Here is a 23,502-nt window from a genome sequence, read left to right as displayed (position 1 = left end):
TGCCGCCACATCCCGGCAAAAGGACCCGCCATGCGCCACGAAGCTTTTTGGCTGAGCGCCAGCGATGAAACCCGGCTCCACGTCAACCACTGGTCCCCCGATGCGCCACCGCGCGGCGTGGTGATGGCGGCCCACGGCATGGCCGAGCACAGCGCCCGCTACCAGCGCCTGGGCGCGGCCCTGGTGAATGCCGGCTTCGCCCTGTATGCCCACGATCAACGCGGCCATGGCCTGACCGCGCGCGAAAGCGTACTCGGTCATTTCGCCGATCGGGACGGCTGGCAGAAGGTCGTGGGCGACCTGGCCAGCCTCAATCACCATATTCGCCAGGCCCACCCGGAAACACCGATCTTCCTGTTCGCCCATAGCATGGGCAGCTACATCGGCCAGGCCTACCTGATGCAGCACAGTTGCAGCCTGCAAGGCGCGATCCTGTCCGGCTCCAACTACCAGTCGACGACCCTCTACGAGATTGCCGCGGCGATCGCCCGTTTCGAACGCTGGCGCCTCGGCCCGCTGGGCCGTAGCCGGCTGATCCAGCGCTTGACCTTCGGCGCCTACAACGACGCGTTCAAACCCGCGAGGACCGCCTACGACTGGCTGAGCGGCGATCCGCGGGAGGTCGACGCCTATGTCGAGGACCCGCTGTGCGGCTTCGACTGCACGACCCAGCTCTGGATCGATCTGTTCGAAGGCTTGCAGGACATCACGCCGCCGACCCACCTGGCGCAGATCGATCCGGACCTGCCGCTGCTGGTCATCGGCGGCGAGCGCGACCCGGTGAGTGCGGGCAAGCGCCTCCATGCGCTGGCCGGCGCATTGCGCGAGGCGGGTGTCCGCGACGTACGTCTGCGCGTCTACCCCGCAGCACGCCACGAACTGCTCAACGAAACCGTCCGCGAGGAAGTGACCCTCGACTTGCTGGGCTGGCTCGAGGCCACGCTCTCCCATCGCCGCCAATGCATCATGCCCAACTGATGGGCGCGACGGCGTCTTTCCCATACAGGAGATTCAGATGACCCACGTCAGCAACTTCACCTACGACACACTCGAGGTCGGGCAGGCCGCGACCTACGAGAAGCAGGTGGAAGAACGCGACATCCAACTGTTCGCCGCGGTCTCCGGCGACCGCAACCCGGTCCACCTGGACGCCGATTACGCGGCGGGCACCCTCTTCAAGGAGCGCATCGCCCACGGCATGTTCAGCGGCGCCCTGATCAGCGCGGCCATCGCCTGCGAACTACCGGGACCGGGCACCATCTATCTGGGCCAGAGCCTTCGCTTCACCCGGCCGGTCAAACTGGGCGATCGTCTGCGCGTGGATCTGGAAGTGCTGGAGAAGCTGCCGAAAAACCGCGTGCGCATCGCTACCCGGGTCTTCAACCAGAACGATGAACAAGTGGTGGATGGCGAAGCCGAAGTGCTCGCACCCAAGCAAGCGCTGAGCATCGAACTGGCGGAGCTTCCTCCCATCAGCATCGGCTGATCCGCCCCGGCGATGGGTGGAACGGATACGAAAAAGGGAAGCCGAAGCTTCCCTTTTTCCTTCCAGGCCCGGCGAACCGGGCTCATTTGACTTTGTAGATGATCCCTGGACTGCACTGAACCATCTGGTAAAGCTCGGGTAAGCCATTGAGCGCCTCGGAAGCGCCGAGGAACAGATAACCGCCGGGCTTCAGCGAAGCATGAATGCGCGTCAGGATGTCCTTCTTCACATCGGCGGAAAAATAGATAAGCACGTTGCGGCAGAACACGATGTCGAACTTGCCCAAACTGGCGTAGCTGTCTAGCAGGTTCAAGGCGCGGAACTCGACGCGGCTCTTTATCGCCGGCTTCACCGCCCATCGACCCGGGCCCTTCGGATCGAAGTACCGGGTCAGGCGCTCCTGGGACAGACCGCGCCCCATGGCCAGGCTGTCGTACTCGCCCGACTTGCAGGCCGCGAGCATGGAAGGCGATAGGTCGGTGGCGACGATCTGCACACCCGCCTTGAGCTGGCCGAGGTTAGTCTTCTCGAACTCGTCGATGGCCATCGATAGCGAATAGGGCTCCTGCCCAGAAGAACTCGCTGCCGACCAGATACGCAGGCGCTGGGCGGGATTGGCCTTGATCAGTTCGGGCAGTACCCGGGTCTTCAATACCTCGAACGGATAGGTATCGCGAAACCACAGGGTCTCGTTGGTCGTCATGGCATCCACGACCTGCTCGCGCAGGCCACCGCGGGGTTGGCTCTGGATACGCTGCACCAACTCGCCGAGGGTCTTGATGCCCTGCTGCTCCATCAGCTTGTTGAGACGGCTGGACACCAGATACTGCTTGTTGCTGCCCAGCAGAATGCCGCAGGTTTTTTCCAGGAAGGTCCGAAATTGCTCGAAATCCAAATTGCCCGAAGACACTAGGCCATCTCTCCAATCATGTGCTTTACGGGAGCCAAGCCCTCAGCTCCCGTCCGTTACCTTGATACGCTCGATCACACGGGACGCGAGTTCGTCAGGCTTGAACTTGGCGAGGAAGTCATCCGCCCCCACCTTTTTCACCATCGCCTGGTTGAACACACCGGATAACGAGGTATGCAGGATGATGTGCAATTTCTGCATGCGCGGGTCGCCACGGATCTCGGCGGTGAGCGTATAGCCGTCCATTTCCGGCATCTCGATGTCGGAAATGAGCATCAGCAGCTCCCGCTCGGGCGCCTTGCCCTCCTCCACCATCTTCAATAGATAGTTGTAGGCTTCGCGACCGTCGTTCAACGCCGTGACCTCGACCCCCACCGTCTCCAGACAACGCACCACCTGCTTGCGTGCGACCGAGGAGTCGTCGCAGATGAGCACGCGCTTGGTCACCGCCTTCGCCTGAGATTCCACGTCGATGACGCCTTCGGAAATCACTTCCGATTGCGGCGCCACCTCGGCCAGGATTTTCTCGACGTCGATGATTTCCACGAGCTGCTTGTCGACCCGCGTCACTGCCGTCAGATAGTGGTCGCGACCGGTTCCCTTGGGTGGCGGATGGATCTCCTCCCAGTTCATGTTGATGATGCGCTCGACGGAGCGCACCAGGAAACCCTGCACCTTGGTGTTGTATTCGGTGATGATGACGAAGCTATTCTTGAGATCGTCCAGACCGACCCGGCCGGTAGCCATGGACAGATCGAGGATCGGGATCGTGCCTCCGCGGATATTCGCGACGCCACGGACCACAGGACTGGATTTCGGCATGATGGTGAGCTTGGGGCACTGAAGCACCTCCTTCACCTTGAATACGTTGATCCCGTACAACTGATTACCGTCGAGGCGAAACAGCAGCAATTCCAGGCGGTTCTGCCCAACCAGTTGTGTGCGCTGGTTAACTGAATCCAATACACCCGCCATGCCAAGTCCCTCACTTTTTGTAGGTCACCGACGCACTGCCCATAGCTTAGCAGGCGGCACGAGCCTTGCTATTCAACTCTTCATGAACAGGATTACGACACTTTTACGACGCGCATCCGCCAAAGCTGGCTGGCTACTGGCAGTTTTACCTGCTTTATGCAGCGTAGGCTATAGCTACGCCGATGGCGCGGACATCACGTCGCCCGAACAGCTTATCGGCGCCACTCAAGGCTTTCTTGAGGTAATGGTCGAGGATTACCTGCAGAGAAGCGCGATAGAAGGTCGCAGCGAAGTCACGGTGAACCCGATCGATCCTCGGTTGCGTTTACCATTGTGCGACAAAGAATTGACGACCACCCTGGAAAGCCCTGCCCAGCCCCTGGGCAGGGTGACGGTTCGGGTTCGCTGCGACGGCGCCTCGCCCTGGACGGTATTCGTCCCCGCCCAGGTGCGGCTGTATCGCAGCGTGCTGGTCGCGACCCGCCCCCTCAAGCGCGAGAGCCTCGTTGCACCGGGCGACGTGGTGCTCGCCGAACGGGACGTCGGCCTGTTGAACCAGGGGTATCTGACGGATCCGTTGCAAGCCGATAACTCGAAATTGACCCGCGCGCTGCTGCCCGACCAGATCGTCACACCGGCCCACTTGCAATTGGCCGAGGTGGTGCGCAAGGGCGATCAAGTGGTCATCACCGCGAAGAACTCCAAGGTCAACGTGCGCATGCCCGGAGAAGCCCTTTCCGATGGAGCACCGGGCCAGCAAATCCGCGTACGTAACTTGAATTCGCAACGGGTTGTGAAGGCGCGGGTCATCGAGGCGGGACAAGTGGAAGTGGCGATGTAGGCATGGATTTTGTAAGGTATGGCTGTGGCGACGTTAAACGGTCACTACGGACAATTTGCCAAACAAGTCACGCTTTCTTCCCTAAAGTATTCCCCGACACAGCCGAAAAGCTAGGCAAGCGTCCAAACCCTGTCCGAGGTTTCACATCATGGTCATCGACTTCAACCGGCTGAACAATGCCACCTCGCCCGCCGGCTCGGGCCGTGCAGGTTCCACCCAGTCCAGCGGCCGCAACGAAGCCGCTACCAGCAAGTCTTCGCAGGGCTCGAGCCAGGCCGTGGCGGAGAAAGCCCAGGGTGGCGAGACCGTGCAGCTCAGCAACGAGGCTCAGCAGTTGCAGAAAGTCACTGACAAGCTGCGCGATCTGCCCGCCGTCGACAAGGAACGCGTCGCCCAGCTCAAACAAGCGGTTGCGGACGGCAGTTATCAGGTCGATAGTCAGCGTGTCGCCAGCAAGCTGCTCAATCTAGAATCCCAGCGCTAGTCCTAGGGCTGCGCTGGGGGTGTTGGACGCCCAATCCCCAGAGCCCGCCATGCAAGATATCACTCTGCTCCAGCTGTTCACCGACGACATCGGACACGCGCAGTCCCTGCTCGCCCTGATCGAGGATGAGCTCGACGCCCTCGAAAAGCGCGACCTTCCTCGCCTCGAAAGCATTCTCTCGAACAAACGTCCTTTGCTCGCTCAACTCGACGAACACGGGTCGCAGCGCAGCCAACTCCTGCTGAGTCTTCAACTGAGCCCGGACCTGACCGGACTGCAGGCGCTCGCGGAACGCTCGCCGAAAGGCGACGAACTGCTTGGCCGCAGCCGCGAATTGAGCGAACTGCTGGAACGTTGCCAGAATGCCAATCAGCGGAACGGCCAGCTCATTCGCGCCAATCAATTGGTAGTCGGCAGTATTCTGGGTATTTTGCGCGGCACGGAGACGCCCAACCTCTATGATAGCCGGGGCGGTGCCGCTAAAATCGCCCAGCAGCGCCCGCTCAGCCAGGCCTGATAACAACAAGAGCACAGAGGACATACCGACGCACGCCGGTATTCCAGTGCTTTCGCATGCTGTGCTTGGAGAGCCCTGGAAGTGCCGAATCCATTCGCCGAGGGAAATGGCCCTCAACCACCGAAGGTCTTGAAAACGCCGGTGGAGATTTACGCCAATCTGCGTCAGCTCCAGCAAAACCATGACCCGTTGATCGTCGTCTTCCATGAGCGCAACCAGCGCTTCCAGAGCTATCTGGTGGATATCGATCGTGATCGCGGTGTAATGGCTCTGGACGAGATGATCCCTAACGATGGCGAGCGCTTCCTAAAGAGCGGCGAGCATTTCCACGTCGAGGCCTTCCACGATGGGGTGAGGATGGCCTGGGATTGCGAGCAGCCCGTAGAGCTGGGCGAGCTCGAAGGGGCCCGTTGCTATTGGTGCCCGGTGCCCGCCGAGATGATCTATCACCAGCGGCGCAACGCCTACCGGGCCACCATGGTGCCGGGCCAACTGGTGAGCGTGGAGTTGAGTGGCGACAAGCTCTCCACGCCTATCAAGGGCCAATTGCTGGATATCTCCGCAACCGGCTGCAAGTTGCGTTTCCCTGGCGACGTCAGCGGTCGCCTGCACAACGGTGCGGTCTACGAGCGGTTGTTCATCCAGATGCCGTTCGGCAACATCATGACCCCCATCGAGCTACGCCATGCCCAATACGACGCCAAGCTCGACGTCACCTTCGCCGGTACCCGCTTCCACGGCATGAGCGGGCTCGAGCAACGCAATGTCGAGCGCTTCGTCTATCAACTGCAACGTGAAGCGCGGCGCACCGAGAAGGACGACTTCTAGACGTCCCTCCCCTTTTCATTGCCTCCAGGGGGCGACGGCTCCGTGGCATCCACCGCCGGCGTCCCAGGCGAATCGCCGCCGCCCTGCATCTGCTGCTGAACGTCCTGCTCGTCCACCCGAGGATCCAGCGCCGCCACCAGCGGCGAACTGGTCATGCTGTCGGGAGTGGGCACATGGTGCAGGGGCGCCTCGTCGACCCGATGCAAACCGGTCACCGCCCCCGGATGGACGCGTAACGCCAGAATCACACCGCAGAAACTGATGAAAGCGTAGAGCAGGTTCGGCCCCACCCATTTCATCAGCATGCCCGACAACAGGGGGCCGATGCTGGCGCCCACGCCGAAGGTGATCAGCAGCATCGCGGTCAGCGACACGCGCCGCTCCGCTTCGACATGGTCGTTGGAGAAGGCCACCGCCAATGGGTACAGGGAGAACTGCAGCATGCTCACCAGGAAGCCCAAAGGCAGCAGCCACTCCACGGGTACCCTCGGCATCAATGCCAGCGGCAAGGCCGCCAGCGCCAGCAAAATCGCCGCGATACGGATCAGCAAGGCCCGGTCCTTTCGATCGGACAGCCAACCCAAGGGCCACTGCACCAGCAGCCCGGCGAAGATGCAGGTCCCCATGAACAGGCCAACCTTTTCGTTGGCCAGCCCCTGGGCGTTGGCATACAAGGGCGCCAAGCCGTAGAAGGAGCCCATCACCAACCCCGATACCAGGGTGGTGGTCAGGGATTGCGGGACCCGCTTGAAGAAAAACCGCGGCTCCAGGGGCGCCGGTCGCAATGGCGCCGGGTGGATCTTGCGGGTCACTGCCACAGGCACCAGGCACAGCGCGAAGCACAACGCCACCAGCATCAGCAGCTCGAGACCGAGACCCGGGTGCACCACCAGGACCAACTGGCCGAGGATCAGTCCGAGGTAGGACGCCGCCATGTACCCGGCGAATACCTTGCCGCGCTGGCTGGCTTCCGCCTGTTCGCTCAGCCAGCTCTCGATGACCATGTACTGGCACATCATGCCCACGCCGACCAGCATGCGCAGGAACAGCCACGCTGGCAGCCAGTCGATCAACCCATGGCCCAACACCGCTGCCGTGACGACCCCGGCGCACGCCACGTAGGCGCGGATATGGCCGACCCGGCCGATCAAGCGATGCCCGAGCTTGCCACCGAGCGCCAGCCCGATGTAATTGGATGCCATCAAGGCGCCCACCCATAGACCGTCCACGTGATCGGCGGCCAGGCGCAACGCCAGGTAGGTACTGAGCAGACCGGAACCGATCAGCATCATCAGGGTGGCGAAATACAGCGCACGAAAAGCCACGAGAGTTGGCATCGAAACTCCAGGAAGACCGCTGAGAGTCCGGCGGACCCGAGGGTCCGCCGGTGCTTCACGCCTGGGCCGCGAGTACGCGCCGCTCCCATGGTGTGATTTCGTCGAGGAAACTGCTCAATTCCATCGCCTTGGCGGCGATGTAGCCTTCGATGAACTCATGGCCGAACAGATCACGGGCCAACTGGCTGCGTTTCAAACGCGTGATGGCATCGAACAGCGTGCACGGCAGGCTGAGCGCGTCGGGCACCTCGAACTCCCCTTGGATCGCTTCGCTCGGCTCCAGTTCATGCTCGAGGCCATGGAGGCCCGCAGCCAGGCTGGCGGCGATGGCGAGGTAGGGGTTGGCATCGGCGCCCGGCAGGCGGTTTTCCAGGCGCCGCGCTTCCGGCCCGCTGGCCGGCACCCGCAACCCCGCCGCACGGTTGTCATGGGACCAGCACGCGTTGTTGGGCGAGGCGTAGGGACTGCAAAGGCGATGATAGGAATTGATGTTGGGCGCGAACAGCAAGGTGAGATCCGCCATTCCCGCCTGCTGGCCGCCGATGAAGTGCCGGAACGCGGCGGAGGCCTCGCCGTTGGCATCGCTGAAGATGTTGCGACCGCTACCCTTCTCCACCACGCTCTGGTGGATGTGCATCGAACTACCGGGTGTCTTCGCCAGCGGCTTGGCCATGCAGACCACCGTCAGGCCATGCTTGAGCGCGACTTCCTTGAGCATGTGCTTGAACAGGAAGGTCTGGTCGGCGAGCAACAGCGGGTCGCCGTGCCAGAGGTTGATCTCGAACTGACTGACGCCCATTTCATGCATGAAGGTATCGCGCGGCAGACCTAGGGCGGCCATGCAGCGATAGACCTCGTCGAAGAACGGACGCAAGCCATTGTTGGACGCCACGCTGAACGCCGAGCAGCCATCCTCGCGGCGCCCGTCCAGCCCCAGCGGCGGCTGGAAGGGCTGATGGGGATCGGCATTCGGTGCGAAGACGAAGAATTCCAGCTCGGTCGCCACCACCGGCTGCCAGCCATGCTCGGCGTAACGTCGGACCACGTCCTTGAGCAGGCAGCGGGTGGATAGGCCGGAAGGCATGCCGTCCAGTTCCACGCCGTCGCAGATCGCCAGGGCCCGGGGGGTCTCGCTCCAAGGCAAAACGTGAATCTGCGCGGGGTCGGCCACCAGAGCTAGGTCGCCGTCGTCGCTGCCGTAGAAACGCGCCGGCGGGTAGCCGCCCATGATGCACTGCAGCAGCACGCCGCGGGCCAATTGCAGGCGGCGCCCGCTGAGGAATCCCTCCCCGGTCATCACCTTGCCGCGAGGCACGCCGTTCAGGTCAGGGGTAACGCATTCGATTTCGTCAATGCCGGCCAATCGCTCGGCGAGTGGGCTGCGGCCATCGGTAGTCATGACTTCTTATCCTTGTTGGCAACCGCCGAAACGACGGCGCGAACAAAATACGCATCACTTGTTCAAGATTTCAAGCACGGGAGCGACACCCACGTTGGCAACTGCGTCACCGGGAATCAATGGCCATGGCTGTTACCGACGTGGGACCCTTCGCCTTCCAGGCTGGCCACGCCACCGCTGACGTTCAGCCTTTGCAGGATGCCGCAGGGTTCGCCCGGACCACCCTCGTTGCAACGCCCGCGTAGCTCCACCAATTGCTCCTGCAGTGCCTGCAAGCTGAGGATGCGCGCGCGCACATGCTCGATATGTTCGTCCACCAGGTCGTTTACTGCCTCGCAGCTCTGCCGCGGACGATCGCGCAGCGCCAGTAGACTGCGGATTTCCTCGAGGGTCATGTCCAGGGAGCGGCAGTTGCGGATGAACGTGAGGCGCTCGGTATGGCTGTCGTCGTAGACCCGATAGTTGCCTTCGCTGCGCATCGGCGCCGCCAGCAATCCCTCCCGCTCGTAGTAACGAATGGTTTCCACCTGGCAATGGGTCAGTCGAGCCAATTCACCGATCTTCATGTGGCGCCTCCAAGGAATGCTTGACCCTATAGTGGCTACAGGGTGTCCACTGCGCAACAGGGTAGACACCGAGACTTCTCCATGGATATGCAAGGCAACCGACACACCCATTCACACGACCATGACCATGACCATGACCATGACCATGACCCTCGAGAGCCTGGGCCCTCCCAGGCGAACGTGGAAGCGCAGTCCCCCGAAACCGGGGTCGGCCCCCGTGGCTCCCGGGTCAGCCGCTTCCGCATCGAGCAAATGGATTGTCCCACCGAACAGACCTTGATCCAGAACAGCCTGGAAAAGATGCCGGGCGTGCAGCGTCTCGAGTTCAACCTGCTGCAACGTACCCTCGGGGTTTGGCATGAGCTGCCGCAGCCACAACCCATCGTCGACGCCATCGCTGCCCTCGGCCTGCGCGCCGAGCCTCTGGCCGATGGCCGCGCCCGCGTGCGAATCGAGCAGATGGACTGCCCCACCGAGGAGCGGCTGATACGCGATGCCCTCACGCACTTGCCCGGCATCGATAACCTGGAGTTCAACCTGCTGCAACGGGTGATCAGCTTCGAACACGGGCCACAATCCCTGGAAGCCGCGCTGGCGGCGATCCGCGCACTCGGCTTCGAACCCAGGCTCGAATCCGAAGGCGTCGAAACTCCGGTCGCGGTACCCGCCGCCAAGCCCTGGTGGCCCCTGGCCTTGGGCGCGGTGACGGCGATAGCCGCCGAGCTGGTGCATTTCACCCAGGCGGCGCCGGATTGGGTGGTCGCCGGACTGGCGTTGGTGGCCATCCTTTCCAACGGCCTGGGCGTCTATCGCAAGGGCTGGATCGCCCTGAAGAATTTCAACCTGAACATCAATGCGCTGATGAGCATCGCCGTGACCGGCGCCGTGCTGATCGGCCAATGGCCGGAAGCGGCCATGGTGATGGTGCTGTTCAGCCTGGCCGAGCGCATCGAAGCCTACTCGCTGGATCGCGCGCGCCGGGCGATCCGCGGCCTGCTCGAGCTGACGCCGGAACGCGCCACGGTGCAGCAGACGGATGGCGCTTGGCTGGAGGTGGAAGTCGCCGGTGTCGCCATGGGCGCGCGAGTGCGGGTGCGCCCGGGCGAACGCATCGGCCTCGATGGCGAAGTGCTGAGCGGCAACTCTACGGTGGATCAAGCACCGATCACCGGGGAAAGCCTGCCGGTGGAGAAGAAACCTGGGGATGCTCTGTTCGCCGGGACCATCAACCAGGAAGGCGCCCTGGAATTCCGCGTCACCGCCCTTGCCGGCAGTAGCACCCTGGCGCGCATCATCCAGGCGGTGGAAGAGGCGCAAGGCGCGCGCGCGCCCACCCAGCGCTTCGTCGATCGTTTCTCGCGCATCTATACCCCCGCGGTGTTCCTCCTCGCGCTCGCCGTCGCCGTGTTGCCGCCGCTCCTGTTCTCAGCCGGCTGGTTCGATTGGTTTTACCGGGCCCTCGTCCTGCTGGTGGTGGCCTGCCCCTGCGCCCTGGTGATCTCCACACCGGTGACCATCGTCAGTGGCCTGGCGGCGGCCGCTCGCAAGGGCATCCTGATCAAGGGCGGGGTCTACCTCGAAAGCGGCCGCACCCTGGACTGCCTCGCGCTGGATAAGACCGGCACCCTCACCCACGGCAAACCGGTGCTGACCGACTTCGTCCCGCTGAGTGGCGACGGGGAAGCCGTACAGGCGCTGGCCGCCAGCCTGGCGAGCCGTTCCGACCACCCGGTATCCAAGGCCGTGGCTCGCGCCAGCGAGGCGCCGCCTCAGGCCGTGGAAGAATTCGCCGCCCTGCCCGGCCATGGCGTGCGTGGCGTGATCGAGGGGAAACGCTACCACCTCGGCAACCACCGGCTGGTGGAGTCCCTGGGGCTTTGCTCGGCGGAGATCGAGGCCGAGCTGGAACGCCTGGAGCGCCTGGGCCGGACCGTGGTGGCGCTCTGCGACGAGAACCGTACCCTGGGCCTATTCGCCGTCGCCGACACCCTCAAGGCATCGAGTCGCGAAGCCATCGCCGAACTGCATGCGCTGGGCGTCGAGACCCTGATGCTGACCGGCGACAACGCCCATACCGCAGCCGCCATAGCCGCCGAAGCCGGCATCGACCAGGCGCGCGGCGACCTGCTGCCTGACGACAAACGCGCCACCGTACAGGCGCTGCAGGAGCAGGGACGGCACGTCGGGATGGTCGGCGACGGCATCAACGATGCGCCAGCCCTGGCGCGTGCGCAGATCGGCTTCGCCATGGCCGCGGTGGGCACCGACACCGCCATCGAGACCGCTGACGTCGCCTTGATGGACGATGACCTGCGCAAGATTCCGCAATTCATCCGCCTTTCGCGACGCACGGGCAGGCTGCTGCGGCAGAACATCGCCCTGGCGCTGGGCATCAAGGCGATCTTCCTGGCGGTCACCCTCGCGGGCGAAGCGACCATGTGGATGGCGGTGTTCGCCGACATGGGCGTCAGCTTGCTGGTGGTGTTCAACGGGTTGCGACTGTTGAGGGACTAGGCCGCGCAAGTTCGCGATCAGCATCGGACCGACCTGGGCAATGGCCGGACGATAAACGAGCACGGGGATAAAGTGTCCAGGAAGGATGGCGTCCCCTGCTGGAGTCGAACCAGCATCTAGCCCTTAGGAGGGGCTTATTCTATCCATTGAACTAAGGGGACTCGCCTAGGCGCCAGGAGGATGATGGCGCCGGGCGGCATGTTAACGACCGCGCCGACATTTGTCATGCCGCTCTCGCTACCACTTCATCCAGGCAACGGACTCCGCGGACTGCTCGCGCTCATTAAGGCCCGCCGAGACGAGAGCCTCATTGAGGCATTCGGCAAGAACGATATCGGAACAGCGGCTTGTCGACCTTTTCGAGCAAGCCTACACGGCATCGTTCATGTTGAGTCGATGGGGCTTCCAACCGATGCAGCCACCCCTTTACGCACGCAATGCTTGCCAAGCGGCCATAAGGCAACGCCCTTATCGTGCATCCATGCCCAGTGGCTGCCCGTATTCATCTGCTCGGGCAGAGCGGGCCCTTCGCGCTCGAAAGACGAGAGGATCGACAGGCAACTAGAATTCCCTGAGACACCGGTGAAGCGCTAGCCGGAACGGCTCTCGATCTTTTTTTCTGCTTTTTCCAACGCAAGGGAACTAACCTTCATCGGGCCACTACACCTGCATTGCAAAATGCAATGGGGGAAAATCACCCTCGTGCAAAGTGCACTGACCAGATAGCCGTTTTGTTTTTTATGCTATTGATAAATAAGGAGTTTTTTACTAAAAAAAACTGGCACGCCTTCTGCTCTATCAGACTCAACCTACGATGAGCTGAAACGGAGACCCACCATGAACGCAGTTCTTTCCCTGGCAGGTGCAATGATCTTCACTCTGCTGGCCGGTGTGGTCCTTTCGCCTTCCCAGGAGATCACCCAAGTCCAAGCACATCGCCTTCTTCAAGAGGCCCGCGCCGATGTCGCGCCGCTGAACGTCCGCCATGCCTCTCTGTCGCCCGCGAAGGCTCATACGTCCGACGTGAACATCCAGGCATGGCAAGACAAGCACGAAGGCCGCTTTGTCTTTTAAACAGAAAAAGACCCCTGCTGACAAGGATGCAGCACTTTACAGACCCAGGACGTCCTTATTGAACACGCTATCCAGGAGTGCGACATGTCGAAATCAGCCTTTCTGTTTCTGACTCTGACTGTTCTCACCGCCGCTTCGCTTGCCCTGTCTCCCTTGCAAGCGGAATGGGTCGACACATTGGGAACCGTTGCGGTGGCCTCATTTTCCATACTTTTCTTCTTGGCGCTCGCAGCAGGTAGAAAGATCAAATTCGATCCAGTCCTCCGGTAATCCTCGCCTGCAGCAGCATCTGCCCGATTGACCCTGTCTAGAGCCCTCCGCGATTTCCTGTACCTTGCGACCTTTCATCCGGGAATACTGTTTAAAGCCGTTGTAACGTTGGTGTGATCTAAAGTACCTGATGGCATTTGGACGCATCGTTACTCGCTATTCACGTGATGACCTTTGCAGATTAAGCCTAAAAAAAACTTCTTTATGCCTAAGCGACATATCTGCCCATAGACTTGGCTGCCACGGAATTTTGGTACGCTCGTTCTGTCTAGTGCATCTCAAATCAGATGATTGGTGCTAGCAAAATGCCTCTATACAGACCACAATTCCACGTACATTTGGCGTCAATAAACCGTTATTTGGCAATAAAACGCGTTTTTGGAGCCAATCGCGAGGTTAGTTGAACGGTTGTGGCTGATGGTGGTCGAAACGGTGATCATCTTGCAGCTCATCGCTAGCATCGCTTCCTGAACTAACCGGTTAATGTATGCGCCCTATGAAACAGGCTATCTATTCCAGTCGTACGGCTGATAAATTCGTTGTTCGCCTGCCTGAAGGCATGCGTGAGCGCATTGCCGATGTGGCCCGCAACCACCACCGCAGCATGAACTCAGAAATCATCGCCCGCCTCGAGCAAAGCATGCTTCAGGAAGGTGCTCTGGAAGAAGGCATGGCGTTACGCCTGGACAGCCCCGAGCTCTCCCTGCACGAACGCGAGCTTCTGCAGCGGTTCCGTCAACTCTCTAGACGCCAGCAGAATGCGCTGGTTGCTTTGATCGCACACGATGCGGAGCTTGCAACCGCCGAAGCCTGAACAGACGTTCGACATGAAAAAGCCGGCCCTAGGGCCGGCTTTTTCATGGGGTGCCCTTAGAGAAGGAACAGGGTAGCCAGCCCCAGGAAAATGAAAAATCCGCCGCTATCCGTCATCGCGGTGATCATCACGCTGGAACCCATCGCGGGATCTCGCCCCAGCCTGACCAAGGTCATGGGGATCAATACACCCATCAGGGCCGCCAGCAGCAGGTTCAAGGTCATCGCCGCCGTCATGACGACACCCAGGGACCAGCTGTCGTAGAGATAAAAGGCCACGATACCGATCACGCCTCCCCAGATCAGGCCATTGAGCAACGCAACAGCGAGTTCCTTGCGTACCAGGCGCTTGGTATTGCCCGTCCCCACCTGATCGAGCGCCATGGCCCGGACGATCATGGTGATGGTCTGATTGCCCGAGTTGCCACCGATGCCCGCGACGATCGGCATCAATGCCGCCAAGGCGACCAGCCGTTCGATCGAGCCCTCGAAAAGACCGATTACCCGCGAGGCGATGAACGCGGTGATCAGATTCACCGCCAGCCACGACCAGCGGTTTCTCAGCGACTTCCAGACCGAGGCGAAGATATCTTCCTCTTCGCGAAGACCCGCCATATTGAGGACTTCGCTTTCGCTTTCCTCGCGGATCAGGTCGACCATTTCGTCGATGGTGAGACGGCCAATCAACCTTCCCCCCTTATCCACGACCGGTGCGGAAATCAGGTCATAGCGTTCGAAAGCCTGAGCGGCATCGTAGGCGTCTTCATCCGGATGGAAGCTGACCGGGTCGTTGGCCATCACGTCGCCCACTTGCTTGTCCGGGTCGTTGACCAGCAGGCGCTTGATCGGCAGCACCCCCTTGAGCACACCGTCGTAGTCGACTACGAACAATTTGTCCGTGTGCCCGGGCAGCTCCTTCAAGCGACGCAAATAACGCAGCACGACCTCGAGACTGACTTCCTCGCGGATCGTGACCATTTCGAAGTCCATGAGCGCGCCGATCTGGTCATCGTCATAGGACAAGGCGGAGCGCACACGCTCGCGCTGCTGCGCGTCCAGCGTCTCCATGAGCTCGAGCACGACATCCCGGGGCAGCTCCGGCGCCAGGTCCGCCAACTCGTCGGCATCCATATCCTTGGCTGCGGCCAGCAACTCGTGATCATCCATGTCGGCGATCAGCGATTCACGAACGGCGTCGGATACTTCGAGCAGGATATCGCCGTCCCGCTCCGCCTGGACCAACTGCCACAAGGTCAGACGATCATGCAGCGGGAGCGCTTCGAGGATGTGAGCGATATCGGCGGGGTGCAGCTCGTCGAGCTTGCGTTGCAACTCGACGAGATTCTGTCGGTGCACCAGGTTTTCCACGCGTTCGTGGTGGTGACCTTCCTGGCGGTGCGTGAGATCTTCTACGAGCTTTTGGCGATGCAGCAGTTCGACCACCTGGGCCAGGCGATCCTGCAGACTTTCTTGCGGCTTTTTGGCTTCTACTTCAGTCATAGCGCGCTCCACCCCCAGTGGCGGACACGCCAAAGAGGATCAATCAGTCAGTACGCGATTCAGTGATCGAGAAATTGAGTTACTACTGGGTAAGTCCATGGTGGGGGTCCATGAGCCCCGGCGGGGCTGACCCACGAATAATACACCCCCCACAGGCCGTTCGCGAACCAAAATCGCGGATAGAACAACCAGTTGCAGCCCAATTCTGAGAGCCGCTCTAGTGCATCGGCACGAGGTGATCGCTTGGCTGGCGAATCCGTAGAAATCGTCTAACTTGATCCGGGTTCGTCATGGAGGACGTTCTTATGCTTGGATGGCTACGCGCAGCGTTCTGCGCCCTTTCGCTCCACCCCGCGTTTTGTCTCGCCACCACCGTGTACCGCTGCGAGGATACGAGCGGCCACCTCACCTTTACCGAACAGGGATGCCCCACAACGCACGCGCAGTCGTTGCAGCGGGCGGATAACCCGTCCCCCAGCGGCGTTTCGCGATCGACTTCACGCACGCCACGAAGCAGCAGGCCAGGTGGTAAGGTGCAGAAGCACGAAAGAAATTCGCCCGGTGGCCATATAGTCGGGTTACGCCGTGAACGTACCTGCGGTGCGGACCTGGAAGACAACGAACGCAGACGCGCAATGGTGCGCCATGAGATCCGCAGCGGCATGACCCGAGCGGAGGTCGAAAGCGTCCTGGGGAAACCCGATAAGGTCAGCGGGAAAGATGGGCAGGTCCGCTACCAGTACAGCGAAAAACACGGCAAACAGCAGACGGTGAATTTCGACGAGGCCGGTTGCGTGAAAGGCAAACGCTGAAAACGCGAAAGGCCTGCATCGCTGCAGGCCTTTCGGAGATGGCGCACTCGAGAGGATTCGAACCTCTGACCGCCCGGTTCGTAGCCGGGTACTCTATCCAGCTGAGCTACGAGTGCATGGTGGGTATTTGTATACCAGACCGCCTCTGGTTGAAACAAAATGGCTTGCATCGCTGCAAGCCATTCCGAATATGGCGCACTCGAGAGGATTCGAACCTCTGACCGCCCGGTTCGTAGCCGGGTACTCTATCCAGCTGAGCTACGAGTGCGCTGAGCGTGCGCATTATAGGGAGTTGAATCTGCGGGTCAAGCGCTTCGCGAAACTTGCATTTCGCTGGCCGATCGACCGATCCCTATAAGGCGAATATGGCGGAGAAGGGGGGATTCGAACCCCCGACACCCTTTTGAGGTGTACTCCCTTAGCAGGGGAGCGCCTTCGGCCACTCGGCCACCTCTCCGCAACACGGGGCGCATGATAACCATGTTTTCCCCGTTTGCAAAGCCAAAAATTTGAGAAAAATTAGTGGCTTGGTTCTTCGCCTTTCTCTTTCTGTATACGTTGGTAGATTTCTTCGCGGTGCACAGCCACCTCCTTGGGGGCATTTACGCCAATGCGCACCTGATTACCTTTCACGCCCAATACGGTGACAGTGACATCGTCACCCACCATCAGGGTCTCTCCGACCCGGCGAGTTAGAATCAGCATTCCTTTCTCCTCACGGATTACAGTTCAGAACAACAGTCTGCAAATAAGAAGGTGAAGGTCGCCGTGCAGCCCGAACCCTGGAGACCTCCCCCCAGTATTGACCAGCGTCGGCAAAAAGAAAGTTCCACCCATGCCGGCCAAAAAGGATGAAAGGCGCGGCGTTGAGCGCGCCTTTCGATGATGCTCGACTCACTCGCCCTGGCGGGCAGGTGCATCCAGTTCGAAGGCAGTGTGCAGGGCGCGAACCGCCAGCTCCAGATATTTTTCTTCAATCACCACAGAGACTTTGATCTCCGAGGTGGAGATCATCTGGATATTGATGCTTTCTTTCGCCAAGGCTTCGAACATCCGGCTGGCGACGCCCGCATGGGAACGCATGCCGACCCCGACGATGGACACCTTGGCGATCTTGGTGTCGCCGCTGACTTCGCGCGCGCCGATTTCCCGGGCGGTCCGCTCGAGCACTTGCTGAGCGTTGAGATAGTCGTTGCGGTGCACGGTGAAGGTGAAATCGGTGGTGTTATCGTGGGCGACATTCTGCACGATCATGTCCACCTCGATGTTGGCGGCGCTGATCGGGCCGAGGATCTTGAACGCCACGCCGGGCGTATCCGGCACGCCACGGATGGTCAGCTTGGCTTCGTCGCGATTGAAGGCGATGCCGGAGATGATCGGCTGTTCCATGGATTCCTCTTCATCAAGGGTAATGAGGGTGCCCGGCCCCTCCTGGAAGCTGTGCAGCACGCGCAGCGGGACGTTGTACTTGCCGGCGAACTCCACCGAACGGATCTGCAGCACCTTGGAGCCGAGGCTGGCCATTTCCAGCATTTCCTCGAAGGTGATCTTGGTCAGGCGCCGGGCCTGCGGCACCACCCGCGGATCGGTGGTGTAGACCCCATCCACGTCGGTATAGATCTGGCACTCGTCGGCCTTCAACGCCGCGGCCAGCGCCACGCCGGTGGTATCGGAACCGCCCCGGCCCAGGGTGGTGATGTTGCCGTGCTCGTCGACGCCCTGGAAACCGGCCACGACCACCACTCGCCCGGCCTTGAGCTCGGTACGCAGGCGATGATCGTCGATCTGCAGGATACGCGCCTTGTTATGCGCGCTATCGGTGAGGATCCGCACCTGGTTGCCGGTGAAGGATACGGCCGGGACGCCGCGCTTGATCAGCGCCATGGCCAGCAAGGCGATGGTCACCTGTTCGCCGGTCGAGACCATGACGTCCAGCTCGCGGGGCACCGGCTGATCGTCGATCTGCTTGGCGAGCTCGATGAGCCGGTTGGTCTCGCCGCTCATGGCGGAAACCACCACCACGATGTCGTCGCCACCCTCGCGGAAACGCTTGATTTTCTCGGCCACCTGTTCGATGCGCTCGACAGTGCCGACCGAAGTGCCTCCAAACTTTTGTACGATCAAAGCCATTTCAATGCCGCCTAAACCCTCGAAGGGCGCTCATTAAACATCCAACTCGACAGGACTGCCAAGGCTCGTACACACAGGCTTCGACGCGATCGTCCGGGTCGGCGGCGCAGCGCCGGCCCGGTTTCGGGACGTTACGGGGCGGACTCGACGAACGCACGGGCCAGGCCCAATGCCTCGTCCAGCTTGTCGATCTCGGTACCGCCGCCCTGGGCCATGTCCGGACGCCCGCCGCCCTTGCCGCCGACCGCAGCGGTCGCCTGTTTCATCAGGTCGCCGGCCTTGTGTTTGCCGGTCAGGTCAGGAGTCACCCCGGCCACCAGCACCACTTTTCCGTCCAACGCCCCGCCCAGCAGGATCACCGCGCTGCCGAGCTTGTTCTTCAACTGGTCGACCAGCGCCAGCAGGGCCTTGCCATCCAGACCGTCGAGGCGTTTGGCCAGGACCTTGACGCCCTTCACCTCCACCGCTGAACCGGCAAGGTCGTCGCCCGCCGCGCTGGCCGCCTTCGCCTTGAGTTGCTCCAGCTCCTTTTCCAGCTGGCGGTTGCGCTCGAGCACCGCGGACACCTTGTCCAGCAGGTTGTCGCGACTGCCCTTGAGCAACGAAGCGGCTTCCTTCACCTGGTCCTCGGCAGCATTCAGGTAGGCCAGCGCGGCCGCGCCGGTGACCGCCTCGATGCGCCGGACGCCGGCGGCCACGCCACTCTCGCTGACGATCTTGAACAGGCCGATGTCGCCGGTACGCGAAGCATGGATGCCCCCGCACAACTCCACCGAGAAACCACCGCCCATGCTCAGCACCCGCACCTGGTCACCGTACTTCTCGCCGAACAGCGCCATGGCGCCCTTCTGCTTGGCACTGTCGATGTCGGTTTCCTCGGTCTCGACCTCGCTGTTCTTGCGGATTTCGGCGTTGACGATATCCTCCAGGGCGCGTAGCTGCTCCGGCTTGATCGCTTCGAAATGGCTGAAATCGAACCGCAGGCGCTGGCTGTCCACCAGCGAGCCTTTCTGCTGCACGTGGTCGCCGAGCACCTGGCGCAGCGCCGCGTGCAACAGGTGGGTGGCGGAATGGTTGAGCGCGGTGGCGCCACGTACACCCGCCGCCACTTCGGTGGTTACCGGCTGGCCCTTGCTCAGGCGGCCGCTGGCCACCACGCCGTGGTGCAGGTAGGCGCCGCCCGCCTTGTTGGTGTCGCTGACCTCGAAGCGAACGCCGGTGCCTTCCAGGTAGCCGCTGTCGCCGATCTGGCCGCCGGACTCGGCGTAGAAAGGCGTGCGGTCGAGGACCACCACGCCCTCCTCGCCTTCACCGAGCGCATCCACCGCCTGACCGTCCTTGAACAGCGCGACGACGTGGGCGGTGCCGGTCGTGGCGGTGTAGCCGATGAATTGCGTGTCGCCGTCCACCTTGACCAGGCTGTTGTAGTCCATGCCGAAGGCGCTGGCGGAGCGGGCGCGCTCGCGCTGGGCCTGCATTTCCCGCTCGAAACCGGCCTCGTCGAGGGTGAGATTGCGCTCGCGGGCGATATCGTTGGTCAAGTCCACCGGGAAGCCGTAGGTGTCGTAGAGCTTGAACACCAGGTCGCCCGGGATGATCGAGCCCTGCAGACCGGCCAGGTCCTGCTCGAGAATCTTCAGGCCCTGCTCCAGGGTCTTGGCGAATTGCTCTTCCTCGGTCTTCAGCACGCGCTCGATATGGGCCTGCTGCTGGGCCAGCTCGGCGAACGCCTGGCCCATCTCGGCCACCAGGGCCGCGACAATCCGATGGAAGAAGGCCCCCTTGGCGCCCAGCTTGTTGCCGTGCCGGCAGGCGCGCCGGATGATCCGCCGCAGCACGTAACCGCGGCCTTCGTTGGACGGCAGCACGCCGTCGGCGATCAGGAAGCTGCAGGAGCGGATATGGTCGGCCACGACCTTCAGCGAAGGCGCATCGTCGTTGACGCAGCCGATGGCCTCCGCCGAGGCTTTCAGCAGGTTCTGGAACAGGTCGATTTCATAGTTGGAATGCACGTGCTGCATGACCGCGCTGATGCGCTCCAGGCCCATGCCGGTGTCCACGCTCGGTGCCGGCAGCGCGTGCATGACGCCGTCCGCGGTGCGGTTGAACTGCATGAACACGTTGTTCCAGATCTCGATGTAGCGGTCGCCGTCCTCCTCGGGCGAGCCCGGCGGGCCGCCCCAGATGCCTTCGCCGTGATCGAAGAAGATTTCCGTGCAAGGACCGCAGGGCCCGGTGTCGCCCATGGCCCAGAAGTTGTCCGAGGCGTAGGGCGCGCCCTTGTTGTCGCCGATCCGCACCATACGCTCGGCGGGCACGCCGACTTCCTTGGTCCAGATGTCGTAGGCCTCGTCATCGCTGGCGTAAACGGTGACCCAGAGCTTGTCCTTGGGCAGCTTCAGCCAGTTGTCGCCGGTGAGGAATTCCCAGGCGAAATTGATCGCGTCGCGCTTGAAATAGTCGCCGAAGCTGAAGTTGCCGAGCATCTCGAAGAAGGTGTGGTGACGGGCGGTGTAGCCGACGTTTTCCAGGTCGTTGTGCTTGCCGCCGGCACGCACGCACTTCTGGCTGGTGGTGGCGCGGGTGTAGGTGCGCTTTTCTAGGCCGAGGAAACAGTCCTTGAACTGGTTCATGCCGGCATTGGTGAACAGCAGGGTGGGATCGTTACCCGGGATCAGCGAGCTGGACGCGACTCGGGTGTGCCCCTTCTCTTCGAAGAAGCGGAGGAAGGCTTCACGGATTTCTGCGCTTTTCATTGATTTTTCCAGAAAATGGCGGCCACGGTTCGCCGGCAAAGGGCCGCATTATATCGGCCCGGCGCCTGCCGGGTAGTGCCTTTGTACGATAGGGGTGGACGGACGCAGGGGCAATCGGGGCGGACAATCCGCCGCGGCGGAGCGATGCCCCCTCGACCCGCGTTCAATGGAACGTGGCGAATGCCTCTATCACCCGGGGGATGGCGTCCGCGCCGACGTCCAGGTGCGTGACCAGGCGCAGGCGCGGGGCGGCGGTGATCAGGATGCCTTGCTCGCGCAGGTGCGCCTTGAGCGCGGCGATCCGCGGGCCGACCTCCACGTAGACCATGTTGGTCTGCACCGGCTCGACCTCGTAGCCCAGCCCGCGCAGGCCTTCGCCGAGGCGCTCGGCATTGGCGTGGTCCTCCGCCAGTCGCTCCACCTGCCGGTCCAGGGCGTACAGCCCGGCCGCGGCGAGGACGCCCGCCTGGCGCATGCCGCCGCCGACCATCTTGCGCAGCCGGCGCGCCTTGTCGATCAGTTCGGGATCGCCGCAGAGCACCGAGCCGACCGGCGCGCCCAGGCCCTTGGAGAGGCAGACGGATACGGAATCGAAATGGCCGGCGATCACGCTCGGCTCGAGGCCCGACCTGACCGCGGCATTGAACAACCGGGCGCCGTCCAGGTGCAGCGCGAGACCGCGGCGGCGGGTCAGTTCCCGCGCGGCGGCCAGATATTCCAGCGGCAGGACCTTGCCCTGCATGGTGTTTTCCAGGGCCAGCAGACGGGTTCGCGCGAAGTGGAAGTCGTCGGCCTTGATCGCCGCCTCGACCTTGCGCAAGTCGAGCGAGCCGTCGGCCTCGCCCTCCAGGGGTTGCGGCTGGATCGAGCCGAGCACCGCGGCACCGCCGCCTTCGTATTTGTAGGTGTGCGCCTGTTGGCCGACGATGTACTCGTCGCCGCGTTCGCAATGGGCCATCAGCGCCAGCAGGTTGCTCATGGTGCCGCTGGGTACGAAGAGCCCGGCGGCGAATCCCAGTCGCTCGGCCAGACTGGCTTCCAGGCGGTTGACCGTGGGGTCTTCGCCGTACACATCGTCGCCCAGCTCGGCACGGGACATGGCGTCGCGCATGCCGGGCGTGGGTTCGGTGACGGTATCGCTACGCAGGTCGATCGGGTTCACGGGACTCTCCTTGGCGGCAGGCCCCCGATCCTAAGGCGGCGCTGGCACGGTCACAAGCGGCGATGGCTGCCCGGAGAGTCCGCAGCGCTGCCGGGCTGGCGAGCCCGGCGCGGCCTCTAGAAGGTGGTCGGAACAATGAGGATGCCGGCCCGCAGGCCGTTCTTCACCTTGGGATTGGGGAAGATGATCCGTGCGCCGGCCTCTTCGATCAGCCAGCGGGTACCGCCGTCCTCCGCCAGCAACGAACCCAGCGGCAGTTCGCTGAAGTTCTCGATATCGTCCGGCAGGTGCAGGCGGAAGCCCTCGCTGCGCTTGATGATCTCCCGCGCCACCGAGAACACCTGCAAGCCTTCGAGATCCCCGGCGTCGATGGCCGGTTCGTCGCCGGCGATCAGGTGCCGCAGGCGCGATTCCAGGCGCTCGACGTTGACCGCACCGTTCTGCCCGAAGGGGCGTGCCTTGCCCAGTTCCAGGGTGAAGGCTTCCGCGCCCAACTGGGCGTAGGTGTAAGCGCTGAAGGTGATCCCGGGCTTGCTCTGCAGGAGCACCGCCTCGATTCCGGCCGCCCGCAGCCGCGCCAGCTCGGCGCGCGAATGGGTCCGGCCCTCGCTGTACGGATAGAGCGCGAACTGCTCGATCTTCGAACCGCGGATGGCGGTGTGCAGGTCGTAGTGCAGGCGCTGGCGCTGCGGCTTGCCGAAAAAGGCGGCGGCCAGGCGTTCCAACTCGTTGGCGCGGAGCGCCTCGAACCCGCTGGATTCGGCATGCCGTCCGTTGAACAGGCGGTTGATGTCCTGCTCCAGGTAACGCTCGCCACGGCGCATGGCCGCGGGATTGCCGAGGAGGAACAGCACCCGCGCACGGGGTTTGAGTTCGCCTCGGGCGATGCCTTGCAGCAGCCGGTCGAGCAGTTCGATGGGGGCGGTTTCGTTGCCATGGATGCCCGCGGACAGCAACAGGTCGAAACCGCTGTCGTGCGTGGCGGGGGGGCTGACTTCCAGCGCGCCCTCGGCCAGCCAGTGCAGGCGCGCGCCACCGGCGGTCAGTTGAATCTTCTCGGTCGGCTCGCGGCCGGCCAGGGTCAGTTCAAGCAGTTTGCCAAGGGCAAGCATGGGGTTCTCCGGCACG

Annotated in this window: 22 protein-coding genes and 4 tRNA genes; 11 read left to right on the top strand and 15 right to left on the bottom strand. The window is 62.4% G+C overall.

All coding sequences use genetic code 11. The annotated features are described in order from the left end of the window. The first annotated feature begins 30 nt into the window (after positions 1–30). Together OGL92_RS01020 and OGL92_RS01015 are read left to right on the top strand one after the other, a co-directional pair. Entirely contained in the window at positions 31–978 is a 948-nt protein-coding gene (locus OGL92_RS01020) for an alpha/beta hydrolase (protein WP_263139054.1), read from the top strand. Positions 979–1,015: 37 nt separating this feature from the next. Further along, positions 1,016–1,486 (top strand): MaoC family dehydratase, encoded by a 471-nt coding sequence (locus tag OGL92_RS01015; RefSeq protein ID WP_263139053.1) that lies wholly within the window; start codon positions 1,016–1,018, stop codon positions 1,484–1,486. A gap of 82 nt (positions 1,487–1,568) precedes the next feature. Here the strand turns inward: OGL92_RS01015 and cheR are convergent, their stop codons facing one another. Further along, complete coding sequence (cheR, locus tag OGL92_RS01010) at positions 1,569–2,396, bottom strand: protein-glutamate O-methyltransferase CheR (protein WP_263139050.1); 828 nt, start codon at positions 2,394–2,396, stop codon at positions 1,569–1,571. 42 nt (positions 2,397–2,438) lie between these two features. Next, positions 2,439–3,371 (bottom strand): chemotaxis protein CheV, encoded by a 933-nt coding sequence (locus OGL92_RS01005; RefSeq protein ID WP_263139048.1) that lies wholly within the window; start codon positions 3,369–3,371, stop codon positions 2,439–2,441. Between the two features lie 82 nt (positions 3,372–3,453). On the opposite strand from OGL92_RS01005, the gene flgA reads away from it, so the two are divergent. The 4 genes from flgA (at position 3,454) to OGL92_RS00985 (ending at position 6,041) form a co-directional block, all read left to right on the top strand. Continuing rightward, entirely contained in the window at positions 3,454–4,212 is a 759-nt protein-coding gene (flgA, locus tag OGL92_RS01000; RefSeq protein WP_263139045.1) for a flagellar basal body P-ring formation chaperone FlgA, read from the top strand. Positions 4,213–4,360: 148 nt separating this feature from the next. Further along, a complete protein-coding gene (flgM, locus tag OGL92_RS00995; protein WP_263139036.1) occupies positions 4,361–4,696 on the top strand; it encodes a flagellar biosynthesis anti-sigma factor FlgM in 336 nt (111 codons plus the stop codon). 49 nt (positions 4,697–4,745) lie between these two features. Continuing rightward, positions 4,746–5,213 carry a flagellar protein FlgN gene (locus tag OGL92_RS00990; RefSeq protein ID WP_263139032.1) on the top strand — a complete coding sequence of 156 codons (468 nt, stop codon included), beginning with the start codon at positions 4,746–4,748 and terminating at the stop codon, positions 5,211–5,213. Positions 5,214–5,288: 75 nt separating this feature from the next. Then, positions 5,289–6,041, top strand: a complete 753-nt coding sequence (locus tag OGL92_RS00985; protein WP_263139586.1) for a flagellar brake protein — start codon at positions 5,289–5,291, stop codon at positions 6,039–6,041. Here the strand turns inward: OGL92_RS00985 and OGL92_RS00980 are convergent. The 3 genes from OGL92_RS00980 to cadR form a co-directional block, all read right to left on the bottom strand. Next, positions 6,038–7,378, bottom strand: a complete 1,341-nt coding sequence (locus OGL92_RS00980) for an MFS transporter (RefSeq protein WP_263139029.1) — start codon at positions 7,376–7,378, stop codon at positions 6,038–6,040. The genes OGL92_RS00985 and OGL92_RS00980 overlap by 4 nt on opposite strands. Before the next feature lie 55 nt (positions 7,379–7,433). Further along, a complete protein-coding gene (locus OGL92_RS00975) occupies positions 7,434–8,675 on the bottom strand; it encodes a glutamine synthetase family protein (protein WP_263139584.1) in 1,242 nt (413 codons plus the stop codon). 218 nt (positions 8,676–8,893) lie between these two features. Beyond that, a complete protein-coding gene (cadR, locus tag OGL92_RS00970; RefSeq protein ID WP_263139026.1) occupies positions 8,894–9,343 on the bottom strand; it encodes a Cd(II)/Pb(II)-responsive transcriptional regulator in 450 nt (149 codons plus the stop codon). A 252-nt stretch (positions 9,344–9,595) separates the two neighbouring features. Here cadR and OGL92_RS00965 point away from each other — a divergent pair, with 252 nt between their 5' ends. Continuing rightward, positions 9,596–11,857, top strand: coding sequence for a heavy metal translocating P-type ATPase (locus OGL92_RS00965; protein WP_263139582.1), 2,262 nt, complete (start codon positions 9,596–9,598; stop codon positions 11,855–11,857). An 86-nt stretch (positions 11,858–11,943) separates the two neighbouring features. On the opposite strand, the gene OGL92_RS00960 is transcribed toward OGL92_RS00965, so the two are convergent. Beyond that, positions 11,944–12,018: transfer RNA gene (locus tag OGL92_RS00960), tRNA-Arg, on the bottom strand. Between the two features lie 676 nt (positions 12,019–12,694). Between OGL92_RS00960 and OGL92_RS00955 the strand changes: the two genes are divergently transcribed. The 3 genes from OGL92_RS00955 (at position 12,695) to OGL92_RS00945 (ending at position 14,015) form a co-directional block, all read left to right on the top strand. Beyond that, entirely contained in the window at positions 12,695–12,931 is a 237-nt protein-coding gene (locus OGL92_RS00955; protein WP_263139023.1) for a hypothetical protein, read from the top strand. Positions 12,932–13,015: 84 nt separating this feature from the next. Then, positions 13,016–13,201 (top strand): PA3371 family protein, encoded by a 186-nt coding sequence (locus OGL92_RS00950; RefSeq protein WP_263139021.1) that lies wholly within the window; start codon positions 13,016–13,018, stop codon positions 13,199–13,201. 487 nt (positions 13,202–13,688) lie between these two features. Further along, positions 13,689–14,015, top strand: a complete 327-nt coding sequence (locus OGL92_RS00945; protein ID WP_263139020.1) for an Arc family DNA-binding protein — start codon at positions 13,689–13,691, stop codon at positions 14,013–14,015. Between the two features lie 56 nt (positions 14,016–14,071). Here the strand turns inward: OGL92_RS00945 and mgtE are convergent, their stop codons facing one another. Beyond that, positions 14,072–15,514, bottom strand: coding sequence for a magnesium transporter (mgtE, locus tag OGL92_RS00940; protein WP_263139017.1), 1,443 nt, complete (start codon positions 15,512–15,514; stop codon positions 14,072–14,074). A 533-nt stretch (positions 15,515–16,047) separates the two neighbouring features. Here mgtE and bamE point away from each other — a divergent pair. Next, a complete protein-coding gene (bamE, locus tag OGL92_RS22195; protein ID WP_263139014.1) occupies positions 16,048–16,326 on the top strand; it encodes an outer membrane protein assembly factor BamE in 279 nt (92 codons plus the stop codon). A gap of 39 nt (positions 16,327–16,365) precedes the next feature. Here bamE and OGL92_RS00930 read toward each other — a convergent pair. From OGL92_RS00930 to astE, 8 genes are all read right to left on the bottom strand, one after another. After that, a tRNA-Arg gene (locus OGL92_RS00930) sits at positions 16,366–16,442 on the bottom strand. A gap of 75 nt (positions 16,443–16,517) precedes the next feature. Next, positions 16,518–16,594 (bottom strand) — tRNA-Arg (locus tag OGL92_RS00925). A 98-nt stretch (positions 16,595–16,692) separates the two neighbouring features. Next, positions 16,693–16,783 (bottom strand) — tRNA-Ser (locus tag OGL92_RS00920). Between the two features lie 62 nt (positions 16,784–16,845). Further along, positions 16,846–17,031, bottom strand: coding sequence for a carbon storage regulator CsrA (gene csrA / locus OGL92_RS00915; RefSeq protein ID WP_090211452.1), 186 nt, complete (start codon positions 17,029–17,031; stop codon positions 16,846–16,848). A 189-nt stretch (positions 17,032–17,220) separates the two neighbouring features. Beyond that, complete coding sequence (locus tag OGL92_RS00910; protein ID WP_263139005.1) at positions 17,221–18,456, bottom strand: aspartate kinase; 1,236 nt, start codon at positions 18,454–18,456, stop codon at positions 17,221–17,223. A 131-nt stretch (positions 18,457–18,587) separates the two neighbouring features. Beyond that, entirely contained in the window at positions 18,588–21,212 is a 2,625-nt protein-coding gene (gene alaS / locus OGL92_RS00905) for an alanine--tRNA ligase (RefSeq protein ID WP_263139003.1), read from the bottom strand. Positions 21,213–21,375: 163 nt separating this feature from the next. Next, positions 21,376–22,374 carry a low-specificity L-threonine aldolase gene (ltaE, locus tag OGL92_RS00900; protein ID WP_263139000.1) on the bottom strand — a complete coding sequence of 333 codons (999 nt, stop codon included), beginning with the start codon at positions 22,372–22,374 and terminating at the stop codon, positions 21,376–21,378. A gap of 116 nt (positions 22,375–22,490) precedes the next feature. Continuing rightward, positions 22,491–23,486 carry a succinylglutamate desuccinylase gene (gene astE / locus OGL92_RS00895; RefSeq protein ID WP_263138998.1) on the bottom strand — a complete coding sequence of 332 codons (996 nt, stop codon included), beginning with the start codon at positions 23,484–23,486 and terminating at the stop codon, positions 22,491–22,493. Positions 23,487–23,502: the final 16 nt, after the last annotated feature.

It is taken from the genome of Pseudomonas sp. RIT-PI-AD, assembly GCF_025642785.1.
GTDB lineage: Bacteria > Pseudomonadota > Gammaproteobacteria > Pseudomonadales > Pseudomonadaceae > Pseudomonas_T.
Note: the sequence above shows the minus strand (reverse complement) of the source record. Positions and strands in the feature narration are given on the sequence as shown.

Excerpts from the sequence above, each read along its gene's own strand:
- OGL92_RS01015 (WP_263139053.1), top strand. The coding sequence starts at position 1,016 with ATGACCCACGTCAGCAACTTCACCTACGACACACTCGAGGTCGGGCAG.
- OGL92_RS00990 (WP_263139032.1), top strand. The coding sequence starts at position 4,746 with ATGCAAGATATCACTCTGCTCCAGCTGTTCACCGACGACATCGGACAC.
- flgM (WP_263139036.1), top strand. The coding sequence starts at position 4,361 with ATGGTCATCGACTTCAACCGGCTGAACAATGCCACCTCGCCCGCCGGC.
- OGL92_RS00950 (WP_263139021.1), top strand. The coding sequence starts at position 13,016 with ATGTCGAAATCAGCCTTTCTGTTTCTGACTCTGACTGTTCTCACCGCC.
- mgtE (WP_263139017.1), bottom strand. The coding sequence starts at position 15,514 with ATGACTGAAGTAGAAGCCAAAAAGCCGCAAGAAAGTCTGCAGGATCGC.
- OGL92_RS00965 (WP_263139582.1), top strand. The coding sequence starts at position 9,596 with ATGGATTGTCCCACCGAACAGACCTTGATCCAGAACAGCCTGGAAAAG.
- OGL92_RS00945 (WP_263139020.1), top strand. The coding sequence starts at position 13,689 with ATGCGCCCTATGAAACAGGCTATCTATTCCAGTCGTACGGCTGATAAA.
- cadR (WP_263139026.1), bottom strand. The coding sequence starts at position 9,343 with ATGAAGATCGGTGAATTGGCTCGACTGACCCATTGCCAGGTGGAAACC.
- OGL92_RS01020 (WP_263139054.1), top strand. The coding sequence starts at position 31 with ATGCGCCACGAAGCTTTTTGGCTGAGCGCCAGCGATGAAACCCGGCTC.
- OGL92_RS00955 (WP_263139023.1), top strand. The coding sequence starts at position 12,695 with ATGAACGCAGTTCTTTCCCTGGCAGGTGCAATGATCTTCACTCTGCTG.
- astE (WP_263138998.1), bottom strand. The coding sequence starts at position 23,486 with ATGCTTGCCCTTGGCAAACTGCTTGAACTGACCCTGGCCGGCCGCGAG.
- csrA (WP_090211452.1), bottom strand. The coding sequence starts at position 17,031 with ATGCTGATTCTAACTCGCCGGGTCGGAGAGACCCTGATGGTGGGTGAC.
- OGL92_RS00980 (WP_263139029.1), bottom strand. The coding sequence starts at position 7,378 with ATGCCAACTCTCGTGGCTTTTCGTGCGCTGTATTTCGCCACCCTGATG.
- alaS (WP_263139003.1), bottom strand. The coding sequence starts at position 21,212 with ATGAAAAGCGCAGAAATCCGTGAAGCCTTCCTCCGCTTCTTCGAAGAG.
- OGL92_RS00975 (WP_263139584.1), bottom strand. The coding sequence starts at position 8,675 with ATGACCGGGGAGGGATTCCTCAGCGGGCGCCGCCTGCAATTGGCCCGC.
- OGL92_RS01005 (WP_263139048.1), bottom strand. The coding sequence starts at position 3,371 with ATGGCGGGTGTATTGGATTCAGTTAACCAGCGCACACAACTGGTTGGG.
- flgA (WP_263139045.1), top strand. The coding sequence starts at position 3,454 with ATGAACAGGATTACGACACTTTTACGACGCGCATCCGCCAAAGCTGGC.
- OGL92_RS00910 (WP_263139005.1), bottom strand. The coding sequence starts at position 18,456 with ATGGCTTTGATCGTACAAAAGTTTGGAGGCACTTCGGTCGGCACTGTC.